The organism is Streptomyces manipurensis, assembly GCF_049570255.1.
GTDB lineage: Bacteria > Actinomycetota > Actinomycetes > Streptomycetales > Streptomycetaceae > Streptomyces > Streptomyces manipurensis.
In genome coordinates, this window is sequence record NZ_CP186950.1 from 141,638 (window position 1) to 167,329 (window position 25,692).

Annotated in this window: 26 protein-coding genes; 14 read left to right on the top strand and 12 right to left on the bottom strand. The window is 74.7% G+C overall.

The annotated features are described in order from the left end of the window. Positions 1 to 149: 149 nt before the first annotated feature. Together ACPU2J_RS00700 and ACPU2J_RS00705 are read left to right on the top strand one after the other, a co-directional pair. Positions 150 to 1,049, top strand: a complete 900-nt coding sequence (locus tag ACPU2J_RS00700; RefSeq protein WP_423832445.1) for a helix-turn-helix transcriptional regulator — start codon at positions 150 to 152, stop codon at positions 1,047 to 1,049. 176 nt (positions 1,050 to 1,225) lie between these two features. After that, positions 1,226 to 1,771 carry a hypothetical protein gene (locus ACPU2J_RS00705; protein ID WP_423832446.1) on the top strand — a complete coding sequence of 182 codons (546 nt, stop codon included), beginning with the start codon at positions 1,226 to 1,228 and terminating at the stop codon, positions 1,769 to 1,771. 111 nt (positions 1,772 to 1,882) lie between these two features. Here ACPU2J_RS00705 and ACPU2J_RS00710 read toward each other — a convergent pair whose 3' ends face one another. From ACPU2J_RS00710 to ACPU2J_RS00725, 4 genes are all read right to left on the bottom strand, one after another. Further along, positions 1,883 to 3,079, bottom strand: a complete 1,197-nt coding sequence (locus ACPU2J_RS00710; protein WP_423832447.1) for a serine hydrolase domain-containing protein — start codon at positions 3,077 to 3,079, stop codon at positions 1,883 to 1,885. A 345-nt stretch (positions 3,080 to 3,424) separates the two neighbouring features. Beyond that, positions 3,425 to 3,775, bottom strand: coding sequence for an Mth938-like domain-containing protein (locus ACPU2J_RS00715; RefSeq protein ID WP_423834913.1), 351 nt, complete (start codon positions 3,773 to 3,775; stop codon positions 3,425 to 3,427). 227 nt (positions 3,776 to 4,002) lie between these two features. Next, on the bottom strand, positions 4,003 to 5,082 hold the full coding sequence (locus ACPU2J_RS00720; protein ID WP_423832448.1) for a hypothetical protein: 1,080 nt from the start codon (positions 5,080 to 5,082) through the stop codon (positions 4,003 to 4,005). A 161-nt stretch (positions 5,083 to 5,243) separates the two neighbouring features. Continuing rightward, positions 5,244 to 6,020 (bottom strand): type 1 glutamine amidotransferase domain-containing protein, encoded by a 777-nt coding sequence (locus ACPU2J_RS00725; protein WP_423832449.1) that lies wholly within the window; start codon positions 6,018 to 6,020, stop codon positions 5,244 to 5,246. A 265-nt stretch (positions 6,021 to 6,285) separates the two neighbouring features. On the opposite strand from ACPU2J_RS00725, the gene ACPU2J_RS00730 reads away from it, so the two are divergent. Both ACPU2J_RS00730 and ACPU2J_RS00735 read left to right on the top strand, forming a co-directional pair. Continuing rightward, entirely contained in the window at positions 6,286 to 7,338 is a 1,053-nt protein-coding gene (locus ACPU2J_RS00730) for an AraC family transcriptional regulator ligand-binding domain-containing protein (RefSeq protein ID WP_423832450.1), read from the top strand. Positions 7,339 to 7,986: 648 nt separating this feature from the next. Then, entirely contained in the window at positions 7,987 to 9,555 is a 1,569-nt protein-coding gene (locus tag ACPU2J_RS00735) for a S8 family peptidase (RefSeq protein ID WP_365498155.1), read from the top strand. Positions 9,556 to 9,637: 82 nt separating this feature from the next. Here ACPU2J_RS00735 and ACPU2J_RS00740 read toward each other — a convergent pair whose 3' ends face one another. Further along, positions 9,638 to 10,081, bottom strand: a complete 444-nt coding sequence (locus ACPU2J_RS00740) for a peptidase inhibitor family I36 protein (RefSeq protein ID WP_420082212.1) — start codon at positions 10,079 to 10,081, stop codon at positions 9,638 to 9,640. Positions 10,082 to 10,248: 167 nt separating this feature from the next. Here ACPU2J_RS00740 and ACPU2J_RS00745 point away from each other — a divergent pair, with 167 nt between their 5' ends. Next, positions 10,249 to 11,295, top strand: a complete 1,047-nt coding sequence (locus tag ACPU2J_RS00745) for a DUF2804 domain-containing protein (RefSeq protein WP_423832451.1) — start codon at positions 10,249 to 10,251, stop codon at positions 11,293 to 11,295. A gap of 3 nt (positions 11,296 to 11,298) precedes the next feature. On the opposite strand, the gene ACPU2J_RS00750 is transcribed toward ACPU2J_RS00745, so the two are convergent. The 4 genes from ACPU2J_RS00750 to ACPU2J_RS00765 all read right to left on the bottom strand — a co-directional run bounded on the left by ACPU2J_RS00750 (position 11,299) and on the right by ACPU2J_RS00765 (position 16,551). Beyond that, a complete protein-coding gene (locus ACPU2J_RS00750) occupies positions 11,299 to 13,245 on the bottom strand; it encodes a hypothetical protein (protein WP_423832452.1) in 1,947 nt (648 codons plus the stop codon). 122 nt (positions 13,246 to 13,367) lie between these two features. Continuing rightward, positions 13,368 to 13,808 (bottom strand): STAS domain-containing protein, encoded by a 441-nt coding sequence (locus ACPU2J_RS00755; protein ID WP_423832453.1) that lies wholly within the window; start codon positions 13,806 to 13,808, stop codon positions 13,368 to 13,370. Next, entirely contained in the window at positions 13,805 to 14,842 is a 1,038-nt protein-coding gene (locus ACPU2J_RS00760; RefSeq protein ID WP_420082530.1) for a cobalamin B12-binding domain-containing protein, read from the bottom strand. Before ACPU2J_RS00760 ends, ACPU2J_RS00755 begins: the two co-directional genes overlap by 4 nt. A gap of 95 nt (positions 14,843 to 14,937) precedes the next feature. Beyond that, the gene (locus tag ACPU2J_RS00765; protein WP_423834914.1) at positions 14,938 to 16,551 is read right to left on the bottom strand and encodes a PP2C family protein-serine/threonine phosphatase; all 1,614 of its coding nucleotides are present in this window, start codon (positions 16,549 to 16,551) and stop codon (positions 14,938 to 14,940) included. A 321-nt stretch (positions 16,552 to 16,872) separates the two neighbouring features. Between ACPU2J_RS00765 and ACPU2J_RS00770 the strand changes: the two genes are divergently transcribed. The 8 genes from ACPU2J_RS00770 (at position 16,873) to ACPU2J_RS00805 (ending at position 22,887) form a co-directional block, all read left to right on the top strand. Then, the gene (locus ACPU2J_RS00770) at positions 16,873 to 17,220 is read left to right on the top strand and encodes an STAS domain-containing protein (protein ID WP_420082207.1); all 348 of its coding nucleotides are present in this window, start codon (positions 16,873 to 16,875) and stop codon (positions 17,218 to 17,220) included. Between the two features lie 61 nt (positions 17,221 to 17,281). Then, the gene (locus ACPU2J_RS00775) at positions 17,282 to 17,719 is read left to right on the top strand and encodes an ATP-binding protein (RefSeq protein WP_399822833.1); all 438 of its coding nucleotides are present in this window, start codon (positions 17,282 to 17,284) and stop codon (positions 17,717 to 17,719) included. Between the two features lie 230 nt (positions 17,720 to 17,949). After that, positions 17,950 to 18,366: a phage holin family protein gene (locus ACPU2J_RS00780; RefSeq protein WP_365072246.1), complete on the top strand. Its 417-nt coding sequence runs from the start codon at positions 17,950 to 17,952 to the stop codon at positions 18,364 to 18,366. Next, positions 18,363 to 18,845: a DUF3618 domain-containing protein gene (locus ACPU2J_RS00785; RefSeq protein ID WP_423832454.1), complete on the top strand. Its 483-nt coding sequence runs from the start codon at positions 18,363 to 18,365 to the stop codon at positions 18,843 to 18,845. The genes ACPU2J_RS00780 and ACPU2J_RS00785 overlap by 4 nt, the downstream gene beginning before the upstream one ends. Continuing rightward, positions 18,842 to 19,108 (top strand): DUF4235 domain-containing protein, encoded by a 267-nt coding sequence (locus tag ACPU2J_RS00790; RefSeq protein ID WP_420082205.1) that lies wholly within the window; start codon positions 18,842 to 18,844, stop codon positions 19,106 to 19,108. The genes ACPU2J_RS00785 and ACPU2J_RS00790 overlap by 4 nt, the downstream gene beginning before the upstream one ends. Before the next feature lie 53 nt (positions 19,109 to 19,161). Continuing rightward, on the top strand, positions 19,162 to 20,922 hold the full coding sequence (locus tag ACPU2J_RS00795) for a diacylglycerol kinase family protein (protein WP_423832455.1): 1,761 nt from the start codon (positions 19,162 to 19,164) through the stop codon (positions 20,920 to 20,922). Between the two features lie 98 nt (positions 20,923 to 21,020). Then, positions 21,021 to 21,974, top strand: coding sequence for a YihY/virulence factor BrkB family protein (locus tag ACPU2J_RS00800; RefSeq protein ID WP_361600652.1), 954 nt, complete (start codon positions 21,021 to 21,023; stop codon positions 21,972 to 21,974). Positions 21,975 to 22,047: 73 nt separating this feature from the next. Beyond that, on the top strand, positions 22,048 to 22,887 hold the full coding sequence (locus tag ACPU2J_RS00805; protein WP_420082203.1) for a phosphatase PAP2 family protein: 840 nt from the start codon (positions 22,048 to 22,050) through the stop codon (positions 22,885 to 22,887). Between the two features lie 38 nt (positions 22,888 to 22,925). Here the strand turns inward: ACPU2J_RS00805 and ACPU2J_RS00810 are convergent, their stop codons facing one another. Both ACPU2J_RS00810 and ACPU2J_RS00815 read right to left on the bottom strand, forming a co-directional pair. After that, complete coding sequence (locus ACPU2J_RS00810) at positions 22,926 to 23,129, bottom strand: EF-hand domain-containing protein (protein WP_420082202.1); 204 nt, start codon at positions 23,127 to 23,129, stop codon at positions 22,926 to 22,928. Positions 23,130 to 23,326: 197 nt separating this feature from the next. Then, positions 23,327 to 23,848: a DUF6924 domain-containing protein gene (locus ACPU2J_RS00815; protein WP_420082201.1), complete on the bottom strand. Its 522-nt coding sequence runs from the start codon at positions 23,846 to 23,848 to the stop codon at positions 23,327 to 23,329. 129 nt (positions 23,849 to 23,977) lie between these two features. On the opposite strand from ACPU2J_RS00815, the gene ACPU2J_RS00820 reads away from it, so the two are divergent. Continuing rightward, positions 23,978 to 24,652, top strand: a complete 675-nt coding sequence (locus ACPU2J_RS00820) for an adenosylcobinamide amidohydrolase (RefSeq protein WP_423832456.1) — start codon at positions 23,978 to 23,980, stop codon at positions 24,650 to 24,652. A gap of 54 nt (positions 24,653 to 24,706) precedes the next feature. Here ACPU2J_RS00820 and ACPU2J_RS00825 read toward each other — a convergent pair whose 3' ends face one another. Next, on the bottom strand, positions 24,707 to 25,636 hold the full coding sequence (locus tag ACPU2J_RS00825; protein WP_423832457.1) for an AraC family transcriptional regulator: 930 nt from the start codon (positions 25,634 to 25,636) through the stop codon (positions 24,707 to 24,709). Positions 25,637 to 25,692: the final 56 nt, after the last annotated feature.

The following is a 25,692-nucleotide window of genomic DNA, read 5'->3' on the forward strand; positions in this document are numbered from 1 at the left end:
TTCTCCGCAACAGTTCTGACGCAGCGTCCGCCGGCGAGCGTTCCTTGGTCGTCACGCGCGTTCCACCGACCGGTACGCGACGCGATCAGGCCGGAATTCCCGCAGCCCCCGGGGCGGTTCCTCCGCCACGCTGGGCGCGGAGGTGACCCGTGCACCACTACGTCTCGGACCCGGACCTCGGCTGGGAGCTGGCGCGGGCCCGGCCGGACCGGCGGCTGCGTCCCGGGGTCGTGCAGTACCGGGGGTACCGGCTGTCGCTGGCCAGGCCGCGCACCAGGCTGGAAGTGCCGGACGGAGCGGTGACGTTGGTGCTCGGCTTCGAGAGCGGGCTGCGCGTCCACGACGTGACCGCGGAAGCCGGCCCGGCCGACGGCGGGATGCCCCTGCGGCACGGTTCCTCGCTGGTGTCCGCGCTGCGCACCCGGGCCACGCTCGGCCGACACGGCGGGCGTCTGCACGGGATGGAGGTGACCCTCGCCCCTTGGGCGGCGTACACGCTGCTGGGAGTGCCCATGCACGAATGGGCCGAGCGGATCATCGACCCCGCCGAGCTGGTCGGCCGGCGGGTCGAGCTGCTGGCCGAGGCGCTGGCCTGTCTGCCCACGTGGGAGTCGCGGTTCCGGCTGCTGGACGACGTGCTCCGCTCCTGGTGGGAGGAGGGGCCGGTGTGTTCTCCGCGGGTGGTCTGGGCCTGGCGGGAGCTGCACCGTTCGGGAGGGGCCGTGCCCATCCGCCGGCTGGCCGAGCAGACGGGCTGGGGATGGCGGCAGTTCGACAGCCGGTTCCGCCGCGAGATCGGCCTGACGCCGAAGGCCGTCGCCCGCATCGTCCGCATGCACCGCGCGCTGCGCCTGCTCAGCGCGGGGCGTTCGGCGGCGGAGACCGCGATGGCCTGCCGGTTCTCGGACCAGGCGCACATGAGCCGCGAGCTGAAGCGGATGACCGGGTTCCCGCCGTCGCGGCTGCTCCCCGCCCGCATGCCGGTGGCCGCCAACCCCCTGCACGAGCGGATCCACGGCCGGGTCACGAGCTTCGACTACCCGCAATGACGCCGGGCGCGACCGCGGTCATGGCGCTGTGCAGGGCGCCTGGTGGGCAGTGCGAAAACCTTCAAGACGCCGCTCCCGAGCGGCCGCCAGGATGTGTCCGCGGCGGAGCGGGTGCGGCAGGCCCGCCCGCCGGTCGGAAGTCCTTCACGGCAATTGTCGACTCGAGGGGAAGACCAGTGGGGAAGCAGAAGTTCCTGGCAGTGGCGTGCGCGGCGGCGGCGATGGCGGGGGCCGGATGGGCGGCCGGTGCGCCGGCAGCCGCCGCGCAACCCGCCCAGCGCGGCGTGGTGGCGTCCTTCGACGGCACGGCGATCGACCTCTCCCGGGGGTGGGGTGCCGCGCGGGCGTGCGGTGTGTGGCAGGGGGCGGTCGCCTGCTTCCGGAGCGTCGAGGAGCTGGACCGCAAGGCCGCCGAAGAGGCCCGCAGCCGCCTGGCGAGCGGGGCCCTCGCGGCCTGTTCGACGCCCCTGCAACTGGGCGAGCACAACGACCTGAGGGGCCGTGTGCTGCGGTTCTACGACCGCGGGTTCTGGCAGAACCTCGGCGGCTACGGCTTCAACGACCAGACCTCGTCCTACCGGACCGGCGCCTGCACGGCCCACCTGGCCGAGCACAACGACGGCCAGGGCTACTGGTATCCGGGCAACACCGGGCCCAACCACTACGAGAGCGGCATGCGCAGCGGCTGGAACGACCGCGTCAGCTCGATCAAGATCGACTAGCCGGGCGGCACGGGCGGCGCCGGCCGTGCTCCGCAGCACGCGGGGCACAGTCGGCGGTGCGCACGGTGTCCGCGGGATCCAGGGGACCGCGGGGCCCCTGGATCCCGCGGCTCACTTCTCCTTGAGGAGGGCGCAGGCGAAGTTCTCCTGCACGGTGCGCAGGCGCGCGAGCAGTGCGGGCTTGTTGGCCTTGTTGGTCTGGGTGTTGATGGAGAAGGTCAGCGAGCGGGTGCCGTCGGGGGTGGTGGCCGCGAGCTGGGTGTAGCCGGGGAAGTTGCCGGTGTGGCCGTAGAGGACCCCGCAGCGCGTGGTGTACTGGAAGATCGCGAGCCCGGCGGCGTTGGTGCCCGGGCCGGCCGGCTCGGAGGAGTCCCCCGGCCGGAAGGTCAGCTGCTGTTCACGGGTCTCCTCGGAGAGCAGCTCCGGGCCGCCGTACGCGCGGATGAACGCGCCCAGCTCCCTCGGCGTGGACACGATGCCGCCGGAGGCCCAGACCCCGGAGGCTCCGACGGCCTCGCTGACGTCCTCGGGCGCGGCCGGCGGCGTGACGTTGTAGCCGTGCAGGTAGGGGCGCGGGAGCCGGTAGCCCAGGGGCAGGCTGGTGCGGCGCAGCCCGAGGGGGCGGTAGACCAGATCCCTCAAGAGGTCCTCGTAGCGGGCCCCGGTGACGGCCTCGGCCATCAGCGCGACGGCGATGTTGTCCGAGTTGGAGTACTCGTACAACGATCCGGGGGTGAACAGGAGCGGCTTGTCGGCCACGAAGCCGAGGAGCCGACGCGGGTCGAAGAGGTGCCGCGGATCGGCGGTGAGGATCTCCAGGAAGTCCGGGGCGGCCGAGTAGTCCGGCAGGCCGCTCGTGTGCTGGAGGAGCTGGCGGAGGGTCACCGCGTGCCAGGCCTCCGGCTGCGCGGGCAGGCGTTCGCCGATGGTGTCGTCGAGGGAGAGCCGCCCCTGGTCGACGAGGCGGAGGGCGACGGCACCGCTGAAGGCCTTGGCGATGCTGGCGATGCGCATGTGGTCGTCGGGGTGCGGGGGGCGGCCCGTCTCGATGTCGCCGACACCGGCGGTGTACACCTGCGTACGGTCTCCGCGGGTGAGCAGGGCGATCACACCGGGCGGGCCGTCCTCCTGGGCGACGAGCCGGTCCAGCTGCTGCTGGAGCTTCCGGTCCTGGTGCGGGTGCCCGCCGGACGGGCCGGGGTCCCCGGCGGCCTGCGCGGGCTGCAGCAGCCCGCCGAGCGCGGCGGCGGTCAGGACGGTGGCGGACAGGACGCTGCGGAGGCGGCGTCCGCGGGCGCGGGTCGGCACGTGCGTCTCTCCTGGTGTGCGGTGGCCGGCGGGACCGGTGACGGCACCCGGCCGGTCCGTCGGCTCCGCCCGGTGCCGCGGCCTCAGGGGTTTCGCCCGGGAGGCGTGCGGGTCGGGGCGGAGGCGCGCGGCCCGTACGGGACGTACGGGCACGGCCCGAGGACGCGGTGGGTGCCGTGCCGGGCTTGGCGGCACGATGGACCATTGCGGTCACAGCACTAGCAGCCCGTACGCCGGGGGCGGCCCGCGGCGCGCGCTGCCGCCCCCGGATGTCCTCCGGTCAGGCGTGGCGCGGTGACGGATCCCCGCCGCGGGAACCATGGGAACCGCGGGCTCCCGTGCGCGTCAGCAGGTGGAGTGGAAGAGCCCTCCGACGGGACGGGTTCCGGCCGTCAGCGCGTTGTAGATCTCGACGGCCTCCGGGGTCGCGGCGGCGTGCACCTCCGCCCCCGCCTCGCGCAGCAGTTCCACCGTCTCGGGGGCGATCTGCAGTCGCGACTGCATGCCGAGACCGAGGACGACGACCTCGGCGCCCTGCGCGAGCAGCTCCCGCACGTCCCCGGGCCGGATCCCGGGGACGTGGCGGGTGCCGTGCAGGCCCCAGTCCCAGGGGTGGCCCCCGCCGGGGTGGAGGACGAAGTCCTTGCCCGGGGGCATGCCCTCGACCTCGGTGCGCCCCCATTCCAGGTGGAGGATCCGCGGTGAGCGGCCCGGTCCGGGTCCGGGTCCGGGTCCGGGTTCGTGCCCGGTCGGGGGTCGGCGGCGTCGGTCGTACGGTCGTCCATAGGGTGTTCGTCCCTGCGGTCGGCATGCGTCATCGCGTCGGCATCCCCTCGTGGTGGCGCGTCACCCGCACCGGGCGTGCGGGGGGTGGTACGGCGGGTGGCCCGGGCGGGCACCGGCTCAGGCGCCGTGGACCGGGCTCAGGCGCCGCGGGCCCGGCGGGCCCGGTGGGCGGCACGGTCGCGCCAGTGGCAGAACGCCGCCGCCGGATCGCTCCAGTACCTCCAGGGCAGGGCGTCCACATGGCCGTCGACCAGCCGGAACTGCGCCAGCGCCGCGTCGTGGCGCTTCTGGCGGACCAGGAAGTAGGCCAGCAGGTGACGGACCTCCGCGGTGTTCGGGTGGCCCGGCGGGGCCGCGGCGACATCGGCCAGGGCGGCGTCCACCAGGGACATGACGTGGGGCGAGCGGAAGTCGGCCGTACGGGCGCCGGTGTCGCGGTGCTCGTACCACGCGATGAGCGGCATGGCGGAGAGCAGGCTGCCGAGAGGTGCGGAGGCGGCCGCCTCCTGGGCGAAGGACATGGCGCGCCCTTCCGAGCCCCGCCACTTCGCGCACCAGTACTGCAGCGCCGCGTAGTGCGAGGCGTAGTGGTGGGGGTCGCGGGCGGTGATCTCCTTCCAGATCTGCCGCATGTCCTCGGACGAGTATCCGAGTCCCAGGGCCACCCATATCTCGTTGGCGTACGGGGTGGGGTCGTCCGGGTTCAGTTCGACCGCGCGGGCGTTCGCCTCCGGGGCCCGGACGAGGGTCGCGTGGAACCCGGCGAACTGCTCGGCGCTGGTGTCCTTCGCCCAGCCGCCGCCCCGCTGCTTCCAGGCCAGATCGACGGTCGCCTTGGCGCGTACGAGCGCGACGTCCGGGTCGTCCGGCCCGGCGGCCGCCTCCCAGGCGTCCAGCCAGCCGCCGGGGCGCGCGGCGCGGTGGGAGCCGAGGGCGGACGCGTAGGAGGAGCGCCGCGCCCAGTCGCGGCGCTCGCGGGTGGCGGCCATCAGCCGGGCGGCCGGTTCCCAACTCCCCCGGGCCGCGGCGGCCTCCGCCGACTCCAGTTCGGGATCGGGCGCCGCACGCCCGGTGTTCTGCCGGGACTGCGGCAGGAGGCCGGCCTTCCGGCCGGCCCGGGACGAACCCCCGCTCGTGTCGTCACCGGTGGTGCGGCGGTAGAAGACGACCGCCACGGTGATGGCGAGCGCGATGACGACGAGACGTGCGACTTCCAAGGTGCGGGCCCCCGGTGAAGAATGTTCGAATACGGACAAGCCTTGGAGTGTCACCCGGAATCGCCCTCCTCGCAACTGCGTTGTCGCAGGTGGCAGGGGCACCGGGCACCGCGGGACCGCCGGGGGCGGTCGCCGGCTCGTCCTGCACGGTCCGGCAGGGCTCACCCGGCCCGGCGGGCCGCGGGTCCCGCGGCGTGGGTGCGGACCAGGTCGAGGTATTGCGCGGCCAGGCGGTGGCAGTCGCCGGGCCAGCGCGCGGAGACGTAGTTGCCGTCCCGTACGGCGAAACCGCGGCCGGGGCGGGCGGCGGTGTCGCGCAGGGGCAGCACCGGGCCCGCGAGGAAGTGGCGGGGGTCGGCGAGCGCCGCGGTGACCTCCTGCTGCACGGTGGTGCGGTACGTCCGGTAGTAGCGGCCCAGCCAGAGCCGGGTGAGGTTCCAGCCCGTCAGCTCCAGCAGCGACGTCAGGGCGGTGGTGCGCCGCCCGTGCAGGACCGACCGGCCCGTGGCGGGATCGGTCGCCCGGGCGGCGAGCAGTACGCCGTGGCAGACGGCTCCCACCGGCAGCCCCCGGGTGAAGACGTCGGCGAAGAGCCGCTGGGCCGTGGTGTCCTCCAGCAGGGTCCGCATGCCGGTGGCGTGCCCGCCCGGAACGAACAGGCCGGTGACGTCCGCGGGGTCGACGGCCTCGTACGCGACGGGGGCGAGGAAACGGGGGTCCTCGGTGAGGCGGCGGTAGGCGGCCAGTTCGGCGCGGCGGGTCATCAGCCAGGGCGACAGCCAGGAGAAGCCCAGGTCGGTGAGCCGGGGGTCGGCGAGCGCGACCTTCCCGTCGGGGGTGGCGAACCGCACGTCGAACCCCGCGTCCTTGAGCGCGGCCCAGGGCACCGCCGCCTCGGTGGGGTTGTAGTCGCCCGCGGGCAGCAGGAACAGGATCACGGCGTACTCCTCTGAACGACGGGGCGGGGGACGGTCGGCGGTGTGTCGCCCCGCGGTCTGCCCGAAGCCCGCCCGGCGCCTCCCCGGCCCGTCGTCGGCCCCCGGGGTCCGAGGGCCGACCCTACGGGCGGGCGCGGGGGCCGTCATTGACCCCGGCGGCCAGGACGTTGACCCCCCGGGCCCGTCGCGGCGCCCGGCACTCGGGCCCCCCCCCGCCCGTCGGCCGCCCTTGACGGGGCCGGACCGCGCCCCTTGACTGGCGGCCGTGTCCCGCCTCGAGTCCCCCTCCGTCACCGCCAGCTACGCCCAGGCCGTCCTGGACGCCGCCGCCGAGGACTCCGGTGCGCCCGTGCCGTGGGAACTCCCCGCGGAGCGGCTGGAGTCCGCGGAGATGCACGCCCTGTGGGACGCGGTGCTCGGTGCCGGGGGCGCCGCCCCGCACGCCGGACTCCTCATGGGCGACCGGATGCGGCCCGGCGCCCTGCACATCCTGGGCCACCTCCTCCTGACCTGTGCGAGCCTCGCGGACGCCGCGGCGGCGGCCGAGCGCTACCACCCCCTGGTGAGCCAGATGGGCACGGTGACCCTGCACCGGCACGGCGGGGCGCCCGGCACCGGCCGCGTCCGCTACCGGCAGGTGCCGGGCGCGCAGGCCATGCGCCCCCAGCAGGTGGAGGCCGTCGTCGGCTGCATCGTGCGGGCGGGCCGCTGGATCGCGGGCGACGACTGGACGCCGGTGGCCGTGTCCTTCTCCCATTCCCGCACCGGTCCGGCCGAGCCCTACGCGCGCGTCCTCGGCTGCCCCGTCGCCTTCGACGCCCCCGAGACGGCCGTGACGGTGACCGACGAGGACCTCGACCGGCACCGTCCGGTCCACGATCCGGCGCTGCACGCCCTGCACCGGGCGTACGCCGACGGTCTCCTGGACCGGCTGGGCGCGGCCGCGACGGTGTCCGGGCGCGTCCGGGACTGGCTGGCACACGCCGAACTCGGGGACGTGGGCGCCGAGGGTCCGGCCCGGGAGCTCAGTCTGAGCGTGCGGAGCCTGCGCAGGGCGCTGCACGCGGAGGGCACGTCCTGGCGCGCCCTCCTCGACGCCGCCCGGCACGACCGGGCCCGGAGGCTGCTGGAGACGACGGCGCTCCCGCTGGACCGGATCGCCCCGCTCGTCGGCCTGAGCGGGGCGACGGCCCTCGTGCGTGCCTTCACGCGCTGGGAGGGCATGTCGCCCGGCGCCTACCGCGTCCGCCGGCCGGGCCCGCACGGCTTCCGCGGGGTCCGCCACGCACCGCCGCCGCGACGCGGGGAGGGCCCGTAGCGGGCCGCGCACACGAAAATTTCACAACTCGGCCGCGGGCGGCGGTGACGGGCCCTGCACGGCTCCCCCGCGCCGCCGCGCTCAGGGGTCCTGCCGCCGCCCGGATCCGTCCGCCGCCAGCGGTCCCCGCCCGGCCGGCGCCCCGGCCCCGCGCGAGGCGGACGTCGGCCGCGAGAGCCAGTATGGCGTGATCCCGCCGGTCCCCCCACCCGGTGGAACCCGCCGCTCCAACGGGCGTTCCGCGCGGGGTCGCTGGCCGCGGCGATGACCTCCGGGCGGCGGCGCGCGGTCGGCCGCCGTCAAGACCCGTGCGGCGTCTCAGCCGGTCCGGCGCGAAACAGAGCCCCGCGGGCCACGACCGCGCCAGGCCCCCGGACGGGAGGGGAGGCCGCGCGGCACGGGGCCCGGCCGTACGAACGATCTCTCCGGCCGTGCCCGCGTCATGTGCGGCGCGGCTTTGCTGATTAATGACCGGAGCATGGCAAGGATGTTACGCGCCCGTCGTCCTCTTGTGGCTCGGCCTGGGGTGGGTCAACCTACCCAGGGCGAGGCCCAGTTGACGGCTTGTCATGCACACGCCTGCGCTCTGCCGTCGGCCTGCCCCGCCCCGATCCCCGACGTGCACCACCCACAAGGAGGACCCCCCACATGTCCGTGATGCGTCACACCCGCAGAAGGCTCGCCGGCATCAGCGCGACCGCGGTCGCGGCCCTCGCGCTCGGCGCGGCCGCGGCCCTGCCCGCCTCCGCCGACAGCGGCGCCCAGGGCGTCATCGAGAACGCGGGCGCCGCCGGAACCATCTCCGGCAGCTACATCGTGACCCTGAAGGACTCCGCGGCCCGTTCCACCGCCGACAGCGGCAAGGCCGTCGCGAAGCGCTACGGCGCGCAGATCGACCGGACGTACAGCGCCGCGCTCAACGGATACTCCGTCAAGGTGTCCGAGGCGCAGGCCAAGAAGCTCGCCGCCGACCCCGCGGTCAGCTCCGTGGTGCAGGACCGCGTCTTCACCGTGGACGCCACCCAGCCCAACCCGCCGTCCTGGGGCCTCGACCGGATCGACCAGCGGGCACTCCCGCTGAACCAGAGCTACACCTACCCCGACAAGGCCGGTGAGGGCGTCACCGCATACATCATCGACACCGGTGTCCGCATCACCCACCAGGATTTCGGCGGCCGCGCCTCCTACGGCTTCGACGCCATCGACAACGACAACACCGCGCAGGACGGCCACGGCCACGGCACGCACGTCGCCGGCACCGTCGCGGGCAACGCGTACGGCGTCGCGAAGAAGGCCAAGATCGTCGGCGTGCGCGTCCTCGACAACAACGGTTCCGGCACCACCGCGCAGGTCGTCGCGGGCATCGACTGGGTGACCCGCAACGCCGTCAAGCCGGCCGTCGCCAACATGTCGCTCGGCGGCAGCGCCGACTCCGCGCTCGACACCGCCGTCCGCAACTCCATAGCGTCCGGCATCACCTACGGCCTCGCGGCGGGCAACGAGTCCACCAACGCCTCCACCAAGTCCCCGGCGCGCGTCGCCGAGGGCATCACCGTCGGCGCCACCACGAACACCGACGCCAAGGCCAGCTACTCCAACTACGGCACGGTCCTGGACATCTTCGCGCCGGGCTCCTCCATCACCTCGGCGTGGGCCACCGGCGACACCGCCACCAACACCATCTCGGGCACCTCCATGGCCACCCCGCACGTGGTGGGTGCGGCCGCCCTCTACCTGTCGCAGAACACCTCCAGCACCCCGGCACAGGTCCGTGACGCCCTGGTGGCCGCCGCGACCCCGAACGTCGTGACCAGCCCCGGCACCGGCTCCCCGAACCTGCTGCTCAACGTGGGTGAGGGCGGCACCGTCCCGCCGGGCAAGCGCTTCGAGAACGCCGCCGACTACGCCATCGCCGACAACGCGACCGTCGAGTCCCCGGTCACCGTCAGCGGGGTCACCGGCAACGCCCCGGCGGCCCTGACCGTCGCGGTCGACATCAAGCACACCTACATCGGCGACCTCAAGGTGGACCTGGTCGCGCCCGACGGCAGCGTCTACACCCTGCACAACCGCAGCGGCGGCAGCGCCGACAACATCATCAAGAACTTCACCGTCAACGCCTCCTCCGAGGTCGCCAACGGAGTGTGGAAGCTCCGGGTGAACGACAACGCGAACCTCGACACCGGAAAGATCGACTCCTGGGCGCTGCAGTTCTGAGCGCGCGGAGCGGCAGTGCGTGACTCCTGATCCGCGATGAACAGGCGGGGGCGACCACGGGGCGGTCGCTCCCGCCGCACGTTCACGGGAGCCGGCAGGTGTGGAAGCGGTTCGACCGGACGTTCCCGAAGGACGCGGGCAGCTCCGCGATGCCCTGGCCCGGCAGGACGGTCCGGCTCTGCCCCTGGTAATCCGTGCGGTTGTACACGGTGACGCACCGGCCGTACCGCCCGCCGTCCCGGCTCCGGCCGACGGAGCCGTTCCACACCGAGGCCCCGCCGTTGAAGCCCACGTACGCCGTCGTCTCCGGGTACGTGCGCATGTCCTGCGCGACGAAGCTCGCCACCCCCGTGTACCCCGCTCCGGTCCAGCCGCACAGCCAGCCGGCCGGGCAGGGGTCCGCGGGCACCGGGGCCGCGGGCACGGCGTGGGCGGTGCCGGGGAACAGGCCGAGTGCCAGGCAGGCCACGGCGGCCGCCGTCCACCGCCCGGGGCACCCGGGCCGCATGCGTACGGTCGTGGCCACGCTCACCACCCCTTCCGGTGGTCCGCCGGGACGGCGACTCCCCCGCACCTCCATCGCACCTCCGTCGCCCCTTGATCGCACCAGGACCCCGCCGGCCCAGGCGGGGGCCGGCGGCGGGGACCGCACACCCCTCGACCGCCGCGCGCACTCCCCCGTAGGGTCCGCGCATGGCGACGTACGAACGTGAGATCACCGGCCCGGTCGGGCTGTGCCTCCCGGACGGCCGGCTCGATCCGGCCGCCGTCGGCTGGTCCCGCCGGCCCCTGCACCGGTCGGCGATCCCCGGCTGGGGACGCACCAAGCGGTGGGAGTACTGGTGCGTCACGACGCCGACCCACCTGGTCGCGCTGACCGTCAGCGACCTGGACTACCTGTCGCTCGACTCCCTCTACGTCCTGGAGTTCGGGACCGGCCGGCCGCGCGGCTTCGAACGGACCTCGATCCTGCCCGGCCGCGGCGCCCGGTTGCCCGACACCGTCGCCGGCCACGACGGCACCGGACCGCTCGTCGTGGGGCCGGAGCTGCCCGGCCGCGGCCGGGTCCGCATCGAGATCGGGGCGGAGCCGGGTGGGACCAGGCTGCGGGCGCGCTGCCTCGGGCCGGGTCGGGTGCCCGTGGAGGTGGACCTGTTCGCCGCGCTGCCCGAGGGGCACGAGACCCTCTCGGTGGTCGTGCCGTGGAGCGACCGGCGCTTCCAGTACACCTCCAAGCACACGGCGCGCCCCGCGTCCGGCACCGTGACCGTCGGCGGCGAGGTCCTGCCGTTCGGGGAGGGGGCCTGGGCCGTTCTCGACCACGGGCGCGGGCGCTGGCCGCGGCGCGTGCGCTGGAACTGGGGTGCGGCCTCGGGCCGTACGGACGGCCGCACCGTGGGGATCCAGCTCGGCGGCGAGTGGACGCGGGGCACGGGCTCGACCGAGAACGCGCTGTGCGTCGACGGCCGCCTCACCAAGATCGGGCAGGAGCTCGTCTGGCGGTTCGAGCCCGGCGACCCGCTGGCCCCGTGGACCATCGACGACGGCAGGGCCGGGCAGGTGGACCTGCGCTTCACCCCGTTCCACGTACGGCGCGTCCGCACCGACGCCGGGCTGCTCGGCAACCGCACCGACCAGTGCTTCGGCCGCTACTCGGGCACCGTACGCGACGACGGGGGCCGGCGGATCGCGGTCGACGGGCTGCTGGGCTGGGCGGAGGACGTCCGCATGCGGTGGTAGCCGTCAGTCCCGCCCCCCTCCGGCTCCGTCGAGTGCGGTGACGGTGCCGCCGCCGTCCAGGCTCCCCCGCAGGGACACCGGACCGTCGGGACCGGTCCACGGAGCGGCGAGGGTGCGGCCGGCGGTGTCGGTACGGACGGCTCCGTCGGCCGCGATGCCGGTGACGTGGCGGCTCCCGGCGGCCAGCAGGTACCAGCGGCCGGCCGGTGAGCGCCAGCGGAACCCGGCGAGCAGGTGCTGCCCGAACCGTCCGCACGCGGCGGTGGAGCGGGCCCGTGCCACCTCCTGCGGGGCCGCGGCCCCGACGCGGAGCCGGACCTCGACGTCACCGGCGCCGGTCCAGCCGGAGGCCCGCGTGCAGGACCAGACCGCACGGCCGGCGCCGTCGGGCAGCTGGGCGGCGGCGAAGTCCCAGACGTTGACGGCCCGGTACCCGCCGCTGCGCAGTGCACCGAGCCCGCAGGCCAGCGGCGCCCAGGCCGCGCGGGCCTCGGGGCCGGTGACCTCGCGGGGCTGGCGGGCGGGGGCGCCGGGGCCGTCCGGCAGCGGGGTGTAGGTGAGGTGCGCCGGGGAGGGCGCGCCGAGGTCGGTGAGGACGAAGGAGTGCTTCTCGACGATGCGGGCCGAGGAGGTCAGTTCGAGGACGGGCCAGGAGGTGCAGCCGGCTCCGGCCGGGGGCACGGCGGCCGGGGCGGTGACGCCGTCGGCGGCGACGGCGAGCGGCCGGCCGCCGTCGTCCGTCCGCAGCAGGTCGCGGGTGGCCGCGGTGGCGATCCAGGGGGCGAGGAGGTAGCGGGCCGAGGCCCCGTCGGCCGTCCGGGACAGGGTGAGCGCGGCGGCGGTGGTGACGCCCGCGTCGTCGGTGCGGGTGATGTCGAGGGTGCGGCCGCCGGACCCGGCGGCGGCCTCGGTGTAGCGCACGACGCGGTCCCCGTCGCGCAGGAACACCACCGCCCGGCCGTCCGCTTCGCCGGCGTACAGCAGTTGGGGCGGCCGGGCGGGCGGCTCGGCCGTGGTGCCGGGTGTCGCGGTGACCGGGACCCGGCCGGGTGCGGCCCAGGTGCCGAGGGCCCGCGCGAGCAGGGCGCGGTCGCCGGTCCGCGAGCCGCGGGCGGGCCAGGCCGTGAAGTCGACGCGCGCGGTGTCCGCCCAGGCTTCGGACGACACCCGCTGGAGCCGGGCGGGGTCGAGCACCCCGGCGGCCGCGGGGCCGGCGGCCGGCCGCATGTCCGGGTCCGGGGGCACCGCACGGACGGAGAGCACCCCGGCGGTCAGGGCCAGGGCGCCGAGACCGGCCCAGCAGGCCCGGGCCCTGCGGCGCCGGCGCAGCAGGTCGGTGGGGCGGGCGCTGACCACGCTGGCGTCGAACTCCGGCCGGCGCAGGGCCCGGAGGAGCTCCTCCCCGACGGGAAGGGCGAGGGCCTCCCGTACGGCGCCGGCCGGGTCGGCGGCCCCGGCGCGGCCGAGGAGGCGGACGGCCTCGTCGGGGGCGAGGTCGTCCAGGCGGTGCAGGACGAACGCCGCCCGCACGGCGGCCCCGACGCCGCCCAGTGCCTGCGCCGCCTCGTCGATCCCGCCCGCGGGCGGCCAGAGTCTCAGCCCCCACACGAAGGGCGGGGCGGGCGGCCGGCCGAAGCGAGCGCGGACGGCCCCCATCGTGCCGGTGGCTCCCGAGGGGGCGAGGGCGGCGCGCAGGACGCGGGTGCGGACCAGCGTGAGATGCGGGTCGGCCGTGTCCGGGACGCCGTCGTCCGGGGCGGGCCCGGCCGGTGTGCCGGGGCGGGGCAGCGCGTGCTGGACGGCCTTGTGGGCCAGCAGGACACGGGTGTGCCGGCCCAGCGGGTCCGGGAGCGTCAGGTAGGCGAGCCGGACCAGTCGGGGGTAGTGCTCGACAAGGACCGCCTCGGCCTGTTCGACGGCGGCCGAACCGAATCTCTGAGAGGTGCTCACACCCGTGTCGAACGAGTGAATCCTGCGATGGTCACACACCGTGCTCCCGCGCGCCGTCCGCTGCGCGCCGTGCTCCCGCGCGCCGCGCCCCTGGGCCGGCCCGTACCGCGCGGCCGGCGGGCTCAGGCGCGCGGCTCCGGGCTGCCGGAGGGCGCGGTGGGCCGGTTCTCCTCCGTCGGGCCGCCGCGCCGGCCGGTGGCACCGGTGCGGCGCAGGGAGTGCCCGCCGGCTCCCGGCGCGGTGAGGTGCTCCAGGGTGCCGGTGATTTCCAGCAGGCGGTTCAACTGCACGGTGCGGCCGTCGAGGTGGAGCCCCGCGCCCGCCTTGTCGGTGCGCCGCCGGACCATCAGCAGCGCCGCCAGGCCGCTGGAGTCGACGGCCGACAGCCCCCTGCAGTCCAGCCACAGGTCCCGCACCCCGGGATGCGCGGCGAGCAGCCGGTCCACTGCTTCGACCAGGCGGTCGGCGTGACGGTGGTCGAGGTCGCCGCTCAGTTCGACGCGCACGGCCTCGTGCGAGGAGGCGTACGTCAGGCCGAGCGGGGCGGAGGGCAGGCGTGTCATTCAGCGGTCCAGGCAGGGGTGAGAGGGGTTCGGGTCAGGCGGGCGGCACCCGCCCTCAGGGTGGCGGCGGTACGGGGGAAATCATGCAGTTCGCGCTCCAGGAGGTCCAGGGTGGGCAGCAGGGAGGCGGCCGGTACGCCGCGGGCCTCGAGGACCTCCGCGGTCCACAGCAGGAAGCCGGAGAACAGTTTCTCGTCCCCGGTGTAGAGGGCCGCGGCGAGGAACTCCACGATGTGGGAGAGGTCCTCGGCGGTGCGCTCGCGCTGCGCCTCGGTGTAGCCGCGCATCGCCGGATAGGCCTCCTCCAGCTGCGAGAACACCGCCCGGACCAGTCGCTGTCTGCTCCGGGCGACCAGGGTGTACTCCTGGTCGTTCAGGTGCGGCAGGTCGTCGATGGCCTGGTGGCCAGGCCGGGGCCGCGGCAGCGGGCCGCGGGCCAGCCGCTCGGCCGCGGCCCGCGCGTCGGGGGCCCAGGCGTCCGCGCCCAGCAGGCGGGCGTACCGGCCTCCGGGACCGAAGGCGGCCCCTCCGACGATCACGGGGGTGCCGACGGCCTGGCAGGCCGTGATGGTCGCGTGCGCGGTGGGCAGCCGGGTCGCGAGGGAACCGGAGAGGGCGACGGCGTCGGGGCCGGTGCGGTGCAGGTGCGCGACGAGGTGGTGGGCCGGCACCTGGGCGCCGAGGTAGTCCACGTGCCAGCCCCGGATCCGCAGGGTCTCGGCCAGGAGCCGGGCGGGCAGCGCGTGCCACTCGCCGTCCACGCAGGCCACCGTGACCCGGCCGCGGGTCGGTTCCCTGCATGCCTTCGGGTGCAGGACGACGGCGGCGACGGCGCGGTCGTTGATGGCGGTCGCGGCATGTTCCTGGGCGACGGTGATGCGGTTGGCCGCCCACTCGCGGCCGACGCGGCCCTGGACGGCGGCGATGACGTCGAGCAGGATCTCCTCCGCGGCCGTGCCCGCGTCGAGTGCGCGCAGCAGTGTCGCGACCGTGGAGGCCTCGTCGAACGCCATCACCGACTCCCAGACCCGCACGCGGAGTTCCTCGGTGTCCGGGGCCGCGGCCGGTACGGGGGCAGGGACGGTGGTGCGGGCAGGGGCCGCGACCGCCGCCCGGGTCTCGTACGGGCTCACGCGGTGAACCGCCCGCGGGTGTGGCCGTCGACTGCGCTGAGGTGGTTGGTGCGCGGCGCCGAGATCACCACGACGGCCATGTCGTCGTGCCGGCCCGGCCCCACCCACTGGGAGGTGAGCATCTGGAGGTGCTCCACGACGGCTTCGGCGGGCATGGCCGCGCACTCCGACAGGGCGCGGCGCAGCCGCTCCTCCCCGAACATCGCTCCGCCCATCGGGCCTCCCCGTGCCTCGCTGATCCCATCGGTGTACAACACGCAGGTATCCCCGGGAGCGAGGGTCACACGTGCCGTCTCGGTGGTGATCTCGGGCAGTGCCCCGACCAGCGTGCCCTTCGTAGGGACCTCCTCCACCCGGCCGTCGGAGCGCAGGATCAGCGGAGCCGGGTGTCCGGCGCTCGTCAGCCGCAGCCGGACGGCGTTCCCGTCCCGGGTCGCGGAGGCCAGCACCATGGTGGCGAAGCGGGTGTTCTCGGAGTTGAGAAGCGAGGTGTTGAGCAGGCTGAGCATGCGGTGGTGGTCGTCGGCCATCGGCAGGAGAGCGTGCAGCGTGTTGCGGATCTTCCCGGTCATCACCGCGGCTTCCAGCCCCTTGCCGCACACGTCCCCGAGGACGACCAGGGAGGCATCGCCCTCGTCGGCGGCGGGGTGCACGTCGTAGAAGTCGCCGCCGACGCGCTCGTGGTCCTTGGAGGGCCGGTAGCCGCCGGCGTACTCCACCCCGGACACCTGGTGCAGGGCGGGGGGCAGCAGCTCGCGCATCAGGGTGTCGGTGATCGACGCCTGCTCGGCGTAGAGCCGCGCGGCCGACATCGCGGCACCGGCGCGGGCCGCGAACAGGCGCGCGAACACCTCCTCGCCCTCCGTGAAGGCCTTCTCGCCGGCGGCGCGCAGCAGCACCAGGGCGCCCGCGGGCACGCCGTGTCCCGGCAAGGGGGTGATCACGATCGAACCGAGCGCCTCCATGCCGTCCGGCACCAGCCAGGCGGGCGCGGCGGACGGGTCGATCCACCGGGAGGGGACGGGCGGGAAGCCCTGGAGCGCCTCGGCGAGCCCCGGTACGTCCTCCGGGTCGACCGCGGCGCGGAACACCGACGTACCGCGGCCGCGCAGGCAGGAGACGACGGGCAGTTCGGCGCCGGCCGCGGGGGCGATGACCAGCGCCGCGTCGGCGAGGTGGTCGGCCGCCATCTGGGCGGTGACGTCCATGCACCGGTCGAGGTTCAGGGAGGACAGCAGGAGGTTGGAGGAGCGGACCAGGAACTCGGTGCGTTCGCGTTCGGTCCACAGGGCCTCGCGGGCAAGCCGGTGGTCGGTGTCGTCGACGAGCCACCACACGACCGTGCCGTCGCCGCGGGGGGTCGGATGCGCCTCGTACGAACGGTCGTTCACGGGCCCCTGGACGGGCGCGGACCCTGCGGGCGGGCGCTGCGCGGGCAGCGGAGCGGTGAACCGTGCGTGCGCCGAGACCAGCCAGCCGGGGACCGCGTCCGCCAGGGCAGCGCCGGGGCGGGCGTCGGGGAAGACGAGCCCGGCCGCCTCGTTGACGTGGACCAGAACCGATTCGGCGTCGGCGAGCAGCACCGGGTAGGGGGCCTGACTCCACGACAGGCCACCGGGGGGCGAGCCGGGGGATGGGCTCGGCGTCGTCTCGGTGGAAGGAACCAAACGTTGAAGGCCCGCTGCGCGGACCCCTCACCTCTTCATCGCGTCGGTCACGTCAATGACGTCGGTCACGTCGCTCGCATCGGAACGGCCTCGGTACAACAGTTGTCCTCCGGCAACCATCCTCCATGAGACGTCCACAGTGCAACCGCGCACCCTGGGGACGGATGAGCGAAGACTCACACGTCCGGGTGAGCGGGTGGCGGACCGGCCGCCCGACCGGGTACCCGGTCACCGGGCCCGCCACCGATGTAGGAGGATGTCCCGGTGATCGGAGAGGAAGCGGTCGTCAGCACGACCACCACACGTGACGCGACCGTCATCAGCCTGCGCGGCGAGGTCGACGAGGACAACGCCCCCCTGCTGGCCAGTGCCCTCGCACAGGCCCTCGCGAGCGGCCCGCCGCGCACGGTGGTGGACCTGTCCGGTACTCCCTTCGTGGACTCCTCCGTCCTGCACGCGCTGCTCGACGCCCGGCGGGCCCACGCGGCCGCCGGTGTGCCGCTCGTCCTCGCGGGCCCGCTGCAGACCGCCGTGCGACGGCTGTTCGAAGTCACCGGATCGGCAGGGGCGTTCCGCATGGCGGACAGCCTGGCGGCCGCGATGACATGCTGACCACCACCCCCCGTCCCCGAACGGGTCGACACGGTACGGACCGTGCGGCCATGGGCAGGCGATGAGTATGAACCCACCCCCGCCGTCCGAAGCGCCCCACGGGTCGCATCGGCACCACGAGGACGGCGCCGGCCGCCGGCCCGCCGGGCCGCCCGACTCGGCGGCGACGGCTCGCGAGCGCGTCCGCGAGCTGCTGGTCCTCGCGGGTGTCAGCCTCGACAGCGTCACGGCCGCGGACGCGCTGCTCGTCACCTCCGAGCTGGTCACCAACGCGATCCGCCACGGCGACGGCGTCACCGCGTTCCACGCCGACATCGCGGGCGGAGTCCTGCGCCTGTCCATCGCCGACGCCAGTCCCCGCCTCCCGGCCGCCCGTACGGGCACGGTCGAGCACCCCGGCGGCTACGGCTGGCCGCTCATCCAGCGTCTGGCGGAGCACGTCGACTGCAGCGCCCGGCCCGACGGCAAGACGATCACCACCGCCCTGCGCCTGAACTGACCCGGGCCGGGCCTGCCCGGCTCGGCCCGATCGTGCCCGCCTGCCCTGCCCTGCCCGCCGGGGCTCGCCCCGACGGCCCGGCGGGCCCCTCCCCCGCCCTGCGCCCGGCCGCGGCCGGGCCCCCGCCTCCGGTCGCGTTCCGTGATCGCCGCAGCCCACGGGTGAGCCCCGGGGCACGGGGTAGGCGCGCGTGTGACACCCACCGCAGTCGGAGGAAGGTGAGGAACACGATGAGCGCAGGAGGAAGCCGCCCCGCGGCCGGCAGCGACGCATCGGTGGGCGAGCTGGTCTCGCGGGCGTCGCAGCAGGTGTCGGAGCTGGTGCGGGAGGAGATGCAGCTGGCGCGGGCGGAGATGACCCGCAAGGGCAGGCGTTTCGGCAGGGGCGGAGGCCTCATCGGTGGCGCCGGGCTCGTCGGAGTCCTGGCCGCGCAGGCGCTGGTGGCGGCGGGGATCGCCGCCCTCGCGCTGGTCCTGCCGTTCTGGGCGTCCGCCCTGGTGGCAGCCGTGGCGCTGGGCGCCGTGGCCGCCGTACTGGCCGTGACGGGCCGCAAGCAGGTCGCCGCGGCCGGCGCTCCCGCACCCGAGCAGACCATCGACAGCGTCAAGGCCGACGTTGCCCTGATCAAGGAGAAGGCACACCGATGAACGACCGGACCCAGGGTGAAGGATCCGCCACTCCCGAGCAGCTCCGCGAACAGGTCGAGCACACCCGTGAGGAGCTCGGCCGGACGGTGGAGGCGCTGGCGGCCAAGGCCGACGTCGGGGCACAGGCCCGCGCGAAGGCGGCCGAGGTCCAGGAGAAGGCGGCCGAGATCAAGGAACAGACCGCGCAGAAGACGGCGGAACTGAAGGAACAGACGGCGGAGAAGGCCGCGCTCGTGACCGGACGGATCCGGGAGAAGGCGGCTCAGGTGGCCGGGGCGGTCAAGGACAGGACCCCCGACCCGGTCCTCGACCGGGCCGAACGGATCGCGCGGGCCGCCGCCGAGCGGACTCCGGACGAGGTGCGTACGGCGGCGGACGACGTCGTGCTCGTGGCGCGGTCCCACCGCACTCCCCTGCTTGTCGGGGCCGCAGTGATCGTGGTCCTCCTGCTCGTCCGACGGAGCCGGAGGCGGAAGTGAACACCGCGAAGATCGCCTACCGGCCCGTCGGCCTGACGCTGGGTGCCCTCAGCGGCCTGGCGGCCGGCGCGCTGTTCAAACAGGTGTGGAAGATCGCCGGTCACGACGACGAGGCCCCCCACCCCACCGACGAGAACCGTGCCTGGCGGGAGGTGCTGCTCGCGGCGGCCCTGCAAGGTGCGGTCTTCGCCGTGGTGAAGGCCGCGGTCGACCGGGCGGGCGCCGCGACCACGCGCCGCCTCACCGGCACCTGGCCGGGGTGATCAGGCCGCCCGGCGGGCGCATCATCGGGGCGTGACGGGCAACAAGGCCCTCCATGACGACGGAGAACGCTGGGCCCGCGAGACGCTTCCGGCCGGTATGGCTGCTGGCACTCCAGACGGCCTCGATGGTGCTGCTGGGCCTGTGGGTGACCCGTACCGGGGCCGGCCACTGGCCGCTCACACTGGAAGACGGCCTCACCGAGGCCTTCGCGACGCACCGCACCCCGGTGGGCAACGCGATCTCGGCGGGGCTGTCGCTGCTTGCGAACACCGAGACCGTCGTGGCGGTGACGCTGGTCTGTGTGGCCGTACTGCTGGCACGGCGGCCCGCGCCCCGGTGGGCGGAGGCGGCCTTCCTCGCGGCCTCCGTCGCCGTCCAATCGGCGATCTTCCTCGCCGTCACCTCCGTCGTGGAGCGGCCGCGGCCCGACGTACCCCACCTGGACGGGGCGCCGCCCACGTCCAGTTTCCCGTCGGGGCACGTCGGCGCGTCGGTCGCCCTGTACGGGGGGCTCGCGGTCCTGGTGCTCGCCCGTACGCGGGGTTCCCGGCGGTACGTCACGGCCGCACTGCTGCTGCTCGTCCCGGCCGCGGTCGGGCTGTCCCGGATGTACCGCGGCATGCACCACCCGTCCGACGTGCTGGGCGGCCTGCTCAACGGCGCGCTGACCCTGCTCGTCCTGGGTTCCGTGTTCCTGTCCGGCCGCACCAGTGACGACGACGGGGACGGGGACGACGGCCGGACCGAACGGGCCGCTTCGGGCCCACGGCCCGACGGCGCGACCCCGGACGGGGCGAGCGGCGGCCGCAGGGTGGTCGTCGTACGGCATCCCCACGGCTGCCCGGACGAACGGACCGCCGAGGTACGCGCCCGGCTCCACCGCCACGGCTTCACCGAACAGAGCTGGACCGACACCTCCACGGAACGGCCCGCCGGGAACCTCGCCGAGGAGTGCGCGGCCGGCCGTACGGACCTGGTCGTCGCCTGTGGCGGCGACGGCACCGTACGGGCCTGCGCCGACGTCGTCGCCGGCACCGGTGTCCCGCTGGCACTCGTACCCTGCGGCACCGGCAACCTGCTCGCCCGCAATCTGGGCCTCCCCACCGACCCGGCGACGGCCCTCGACGAGGCCCTGGACGGCGACGACTTCGGCATCGACGTCGGCCGGGTCGAGGGCGACGGTCTCGCGGCGGGCCGGTTCACCGTCATGGCGGGTGCCGGATTCGACGCCGCCATGGTCCGCGACGCCTCCCCGGCCCTCAAGTCACGCCTGGGGTGGCCCGCCTACGCCCTCTCGGCGGCCCGGCACCTGGGCGATCCCCGCATGCGCGTGACCCTCCGCATCGACGGCGGGCGCAGGATCCGGCGCCGCGCCCGGATGGTCGTCATCGGCAACGTCGGCACGCTCCAGGCCGGGGTGGAGCTGCTCCCGCGGGCCCGCCCGGACAGCGGCCGGCTGGAGGTCGTGCTGTTCGCACCGCAGGGTCCGGCCGGCTGGCTGGCCGCGGCCGCGCACCTGGCCTCCCGGCTCGTACGGCGTCCGGCCGCGACGGCCGGACCGGCGACCACGGACGGACGGGTTTCCGCCGCCGCGGGATCGCTGGAGTACTTCGCCGCCACCCGGGTCCAGGTCCGCTTCGCACGGCCCCAGAGCCGCGAGGTGGACGGCGACACCGTCGGCGAGGGCACCGGGCTCACCGTCACCGTCGAACCGGGCGCCCTGCGGATGAGGCTGCCCCGGCCGCCCGGCGCGGACGCGCCGTCGCCCGTACCCGCCGGCGGTGCGCGGCCCGCACACGCCGCCCACCGCTGACCGCCTACCCCGCCCACTCCGCCGACCCGATCCTCACCGTGCCGCGCTCGATGCCGGGGTGCCGGGGCGGGCTGCGTACACCCCCAGGAAGGGGACCCATGGGAACCGCCACCAAGGTGCCGCAACGACGCGACGTGCGCGGTGACGAGCTGTCCGGCGACGAGGCCTGGGAGGCGCTGCGCCGGTACGGCGGCTGGCGGCTGGCCCGTGACTCCTTCGTTCGCTTCCGCTACGCCGACGGCTTCAGCCACTCCCGCGCCCTGGCCCTGCAGACCGTGCTGTCGATCGTCCCGCTGGCCATCGCCGCGATAGGCCTGTCCAGCGTCCTGCACACCGAGGACATCGGGCGGGTGGCCGAGCTGACGATCAGCCGGATGACCAGCGGCCCCAGCCGGGAGGTGGTCGACGAGGCGCTGCGCGAGAGCCGTCGGCACGCCGGAGACGGCGGCCAGGCGGCCCTGTGGCTGGGCCTGTTGTTCTCCCTCATGAACGTCACCACGAGCCTGTGCCAGGTGGAGCGCGGGGCCAACCGCATCTACGGCAACGAGCGCGACCGGCCCTTCCTGCGCAAGTACGCACGCGGCCTCGTCATGGCGGTGCTGGCCGGGCTCCCCCTGGGACTGAGCTTCGTGGTCACGGTCCTCGGCTCCGACCTGACCCGAGCGTTCGCGGAGGTGTACCACCTCGGCCCGGACACCATCAGGGCCTGGGACGTCCTGCGCTGGCCCGTCGGCGTCCTGCTGGCCGTCCTCGCCACCAGTGCGATCTTCCGCCTCTCGCCGCGCCGCGCCCAACCCGGCTACACCTGGCTCGCCTTCGGAGCCGTGGTCCACCTGGTGCTCTGGCTCGGCGCGACCTGGGGGCTGAGCCTGTACGTGGGCGCGAGCAGCTCGTTCACCAGCGTGTACGGGCCCCTCAGCGCGATCGTCTCCCTGCTGCTGTGGTCCTACCTCACCTCGCTGGCCCTGTTCCTCGGCCTGTCCTTCGCGGCGCAGCTGGAGGCCGTCCGCGCGGGCACGCGGGACCCGGTCACCCGGGACCCGGGCGTCTGACCCCGCCCGCACCCACTCCCCACTCCCCACTCCCCACTCCCCCCGATCCCCTCGCGAAAGAAGGTCGCCCTCCATGGCACAGCGCACGGCCCGTGCCCGCCGTCTCACCGCCGTCCGGGAGCTCCTCGCCCGGCAGTCGGGGCCCGACGCGGCCTTCGGCCGCAGAATGGTGCTGGCCGTCGCGGCCACCGCGGCGGCGGCCGTGCCGTTCGCCCTGGCACTCGTACTCGTCGAGTCACGCTGGGAGCCGCTGTACCGGCTCGACCGGACCACGGCGGAGCGGCTGCACCGCACCGCTCTGGAACACCCGTCCTGGGTGCGCGTCCTGGACTTCTTCACCGGTGTGGTGTGGGACCCGGTGACCATGCGCCTGCTGGTGGCGGCGCTGGTGGTGTGGCTCCTGACGCGTCGGGCGTGGCGGCTGGCGGCCTGGGCCGGCGTCACGGCGACCGCCGGGGCGGCGATCGGGTTCCTCGTCAAGAACGTGGTGGAGCGGGCCCGTCCGCACCTGCCGGATCCGGTCGCGCACGCGCCCGGCTTCTCGTTCCCGTCCGGCCACGCGATGGCCGCCACCACCTCGTGCGCGGTCCTCCTCCTGGTCCTGCTCCCCCTCGTACCGCGCGCCTGGCGGCCGCTGCCCTGGGCTCTCGCGGTCACGGCGGTGGTGGGGGTGGGCTACACCCGGGTCGCGCTGGGGGTGCACTGGGTGAGCGACGTGGTCGGGGGCTGGCTCCTCGGGATCGCCGTGGTCACCGCGACGACCCTCGCCTTCGAAGCCTGGCGAGCGGACACCGGCCGCCCCCGCACGGCCGTGAACGACGGCCTGGAACCCGAGCTCACCACCACGCCCGACCCGGAAGCCACCCCGCAGAACCCGCCACCCCCTCGGCCGGACGGTCACCGCATTGAGTGACGGAGGGCCGGACGATCGCGCGCCGTCCGGCCCAGCCGCTACTTCAGCAGGGTGCGGAACTCCTCGAAGTCGAGGACCCCGTCGTGGTTCGCGTCGGCCTGCATGGCCTTCTCGACCTCTTCGGCGAGCTGCTCCTGGGCACCCTCGGCCTTGAAGCCCTCCACCAGTTCGGCCACGCTGATCCGCCCGTCGCCGTCCGTGTCGATCTCGTCGAACAGCGACTTGAGCTCGGCCTCGTTCATGTCACATCCCTTTCGCGTTCACAGGCCCCGAGGGCCACATGCCCCACCACCCTGCCACACCGTCACCACCCCGCCGACTGCCTTGCTCTCGGACGGCCCGGCTCCCGCGGGTGTCCCAGAAGGCCGGCGAGGGCCACGGACGGCAGGCGGACACCAGCGGATCGGGACACATGAAAGTCCGTGGGCAGCGTCAGCGCTCACGCGCCTCGACTACCCCCACTACCCCGTTCCGGTACTCGGCCGGCGAATCCCCGGAAGACTCCCTCGGGGTCGTCCCGGGCCACGTCCGCGAAGTCACCGAAGTCCAGATTGGCGATCATCAGGTTCGCGTTCATCTCGTGCATCCCGTACGGCACCACGCGGAACGAGCCGCCGCGCTCCTCGAACTCCTCGTCACTGTCGCACTGTTCCCTCGTCCTCAGGGACAGCGCGAGCAACGTGACGGGCCGCTCCCTCATCGAGGCGCGGTCGGCGAGATGGGCCACGCCCAGCCACTCGGCATGTGCGGACGCCTCGGAGAGGACCTGCGCGGGCGTGAGGCCGGCCCACTTCGGATCGTCGACGATGTGAACGTACGGCTCGAAGTCGTCCTCCTCGCCCCACGTCATCAGCAGCGCTTCCTTCACGGCCGACCACGCCTGCTCATCCCCGTAGTGGGTCCTGATGATCAGCGCGGCGTCCTTGTCACGGTCCGCCGGCCACTCCACGCGGCCACCCATCACGTTCTCCCCCTTCGTCCGCGTAGATCACCACCCCACGCGCGTCACATCCACCGTACTCACGGCCGCTGCACCACCCCCGGAGCGTCGTAGGATCGGTCGGTCCCGCCCCGCAAGGAGTCTCGTTCGGTGCCCGCTTTTCTTTCTCCGCGTCGTCCCGAAGCCGGGCTGCTGCCTGTGCAGGTCCTCAGCCGCACCGAGGGCGGAGAACGCCTGCACGGCCTGCTGTGGCGTGCCGGCCCGGGCTGGCGGATGATCAGCAGCGCCGTGCTCGGAGGGGGCATGGGGGAACGCCGGTGGATCCTCAACGCCCAGGTCTCCCACGGCTACCGGCGCACCGACCCGGACCGCCACCTCGCCGCCCTGGCCCTTGACGCAGGCGCGCACGGAAACGGGGTGGGACTGATGACGGCCGCCGACGTCCGAGCGTACGGACACGCCTGCGACGGCGGCGTCGAGGCCACCGCCACCGCCGGGCTGGGGGTCCGCGGGTGGGCCGCGGCCCCGGCGGAAGACCCGGCCGCGGTGGTGCCCGGCACGGTCAACATCGTGGTCGCGCTGCCCGTGGCGCTGACCGATTCGGCCCTGGTCAACGCCGTGGCCACCGCAACGGAAGCCAAGGTCCAAGCGCTGCTGGAGGGCGGCTACAACTGCTCCGGCACTCCCACGGACGCCGTCTGCATCGCCGCACGGGCCCCGGCCCCGGACACCGCGGTCCACGCCTTCGCCGGGCCCCGCTCCCTGTGGGGAGCACGCCTGGCCCGCGCCGTCCACCAGGCCGTAGGCGCCGCCGCGCGGCCATGACACGTCTCCGTCCCCAAGGCGAGGTGTCCACGGTTTCCAGTCGCAGTCCTGGATTCACGCCGCCCGGGCGCGGAAGGTGCTGGGGCTGAGGCCCTTCTGGCGTTTGAAGGCGGCGCTGAAGCCGAAGGCATCGGCGTAGCCGACGTTCCTGGCGATCTGGGCGATGCTGAGATCGGTGTCGGCCAGGAGCGCCTCGGCGTCGTCCATGCGGCACTCGGTGAGGTAGGCGAGGGGCGGGCGGCCCATCAGTTCGGTGAACCGCCGGGCGAACAGGGCCCGGGACACGCCTGCCTGGGCGGCCAGCGAGGCCACCGTCCAGCTCTCGGCGGGCCGCCCGTGGAAGGCGTGCAGGGCGGGGCCGAGGACCGGGTCGGCGAGGCCGCGGTACCAGCCCGGGGCATCGGCGCCCGCCCGGTCGAACCAGGCGCGCAGCGTGCAGACCAGGGCCCAGTCCAGGAGCCGGTCCATCAGTGCCTGCGAACCGGCGGAGAGCCGGGCGGCGTCGGCCGCGGAACTCTCCAGCCAGGCGCAAACCTCGGCGTCCTCGGTGATGACCAGGACCGGCGGCAGCGCGCGCAGGAGCCGTTCGTGCCGGTGCCCCGAGGCCCGGTACGCGCCCACGATCAGCGCGGTCGCGCCCTCCGGGCCCGTGCCCCAGTGGATGCCGTCGAGTTCCTCGCCGGCGCACGCGGCGTCCGCGGTGAAGCAGTTGATCTCGTAGGCCGGGTGGGGGCGCTGGACGGTAGCGGCCTCGTCGGCGAGGCGGAACCGCGCGGGCCCCCGGATGACGGCCGTGTCGCCCGCGCCGATCGCCCGCTCCGTGCCGTCGGCGAGCAGCAGCGTGCCGCCGCCGCGCAGCACGCTGACCATGGTGAGCGGAGCGGCGTCGGCGAAGGTGATGCTCCAGGGCGCGGTCAGGACGGCATGGCTGACGACCGAGCCTTCGGCCCGGATGCCGCTCAGCAGTGAGCTCAGGGGATCCACGGCCCCATCGTAGACGTTCTCCTATGTTCTGGAGAGTTTCTCCCATGGATCATCTA

Excerpts from the sequence above, each read along its gene's own strand:
- ACPU2J_RS00735 (WP_365498155.1), top strand. The coding sequence starts at position 7,987 with ATGTCCGTGATGCGTCACACCCGCAGAAGGCTCGCCGGCATCAGCGCG.
- ACPU2J_RS00745 (WP_423832451.1), top strand. The coding sequence starts at position 10,249 with ATGGCGACGTACGAACGTGAGATCACCGGCCCGGTCGGGCTGTGCCTC.
- ACPU2J_RS00755 (WP_423832453.1), bottom strand. The coding sequence starts at position 13,808 with ATGACACGCCTGCCCTCCGCCCCGCTCGGCCTGACGTACGCCTCCTCG.
- ACPU2J_RS00775 (WP_399822833.1), top strand. The coding sequence starts at position 17,282 with ATGAGTATGAACCCACCCCCGCCGTCCGAAGCGCCCCACGGGTCGCAT.
- ACPU2J_RS00780 (WP_365072246.1), top strand. The coding sequence starts at position 17,950 with ATGAGCGCAGGAGGAAGCCGCCCCGCGGCCGGCAGCGACGCATCGGTG.
- ACPU2J_RS00785 (WP_423832454.1), top strand. The coding sequence starts at position 18,363 with ATGAACGACCGGACCCAGGGTGAAGGATCCGCCACTCCCGAGCAGCTC.
- ACPU2J_RS00795 (WP_423832455.1), top strand. The coding sequence starts at position 19,162 with ATGACGACGGAGAACGCTGGGCCCGCGAGACGCTTCCGGCCGGTATGG.
- ACPU2J_RS00800 (WP_361600652.1), top strand. The coding sequence starts at position 21,021 with ATGGGAACCGCCACCAAGGTGCCGCAACGACGCGACGTGCGCGGTGAC.
- ACPU2J_RS00805 (WP_420082203.1), top strand. The coding sequence starts at position 22,048 with ATGGCACAGCGCACGGCCCGTGCCCGCCGTCTCACCGCCGTCCGGGAG.
- ACPU2J_RS00810 (WP_420082202.1), bottom strand. The coding sequence starts at position 23,129 with ATGAACGAGGCCGAGCTCAAGTCGCTGTTCGACGAGATCGACACGGAC.
- ACPU2J_RS00815 (WP_420082201.1), bottom strand. The coding sequence starts at position 23,848 with ATGGGTGGCCGCGTGGAGTGGCCGGCGGACCGTGACAAGGACGCCGCG.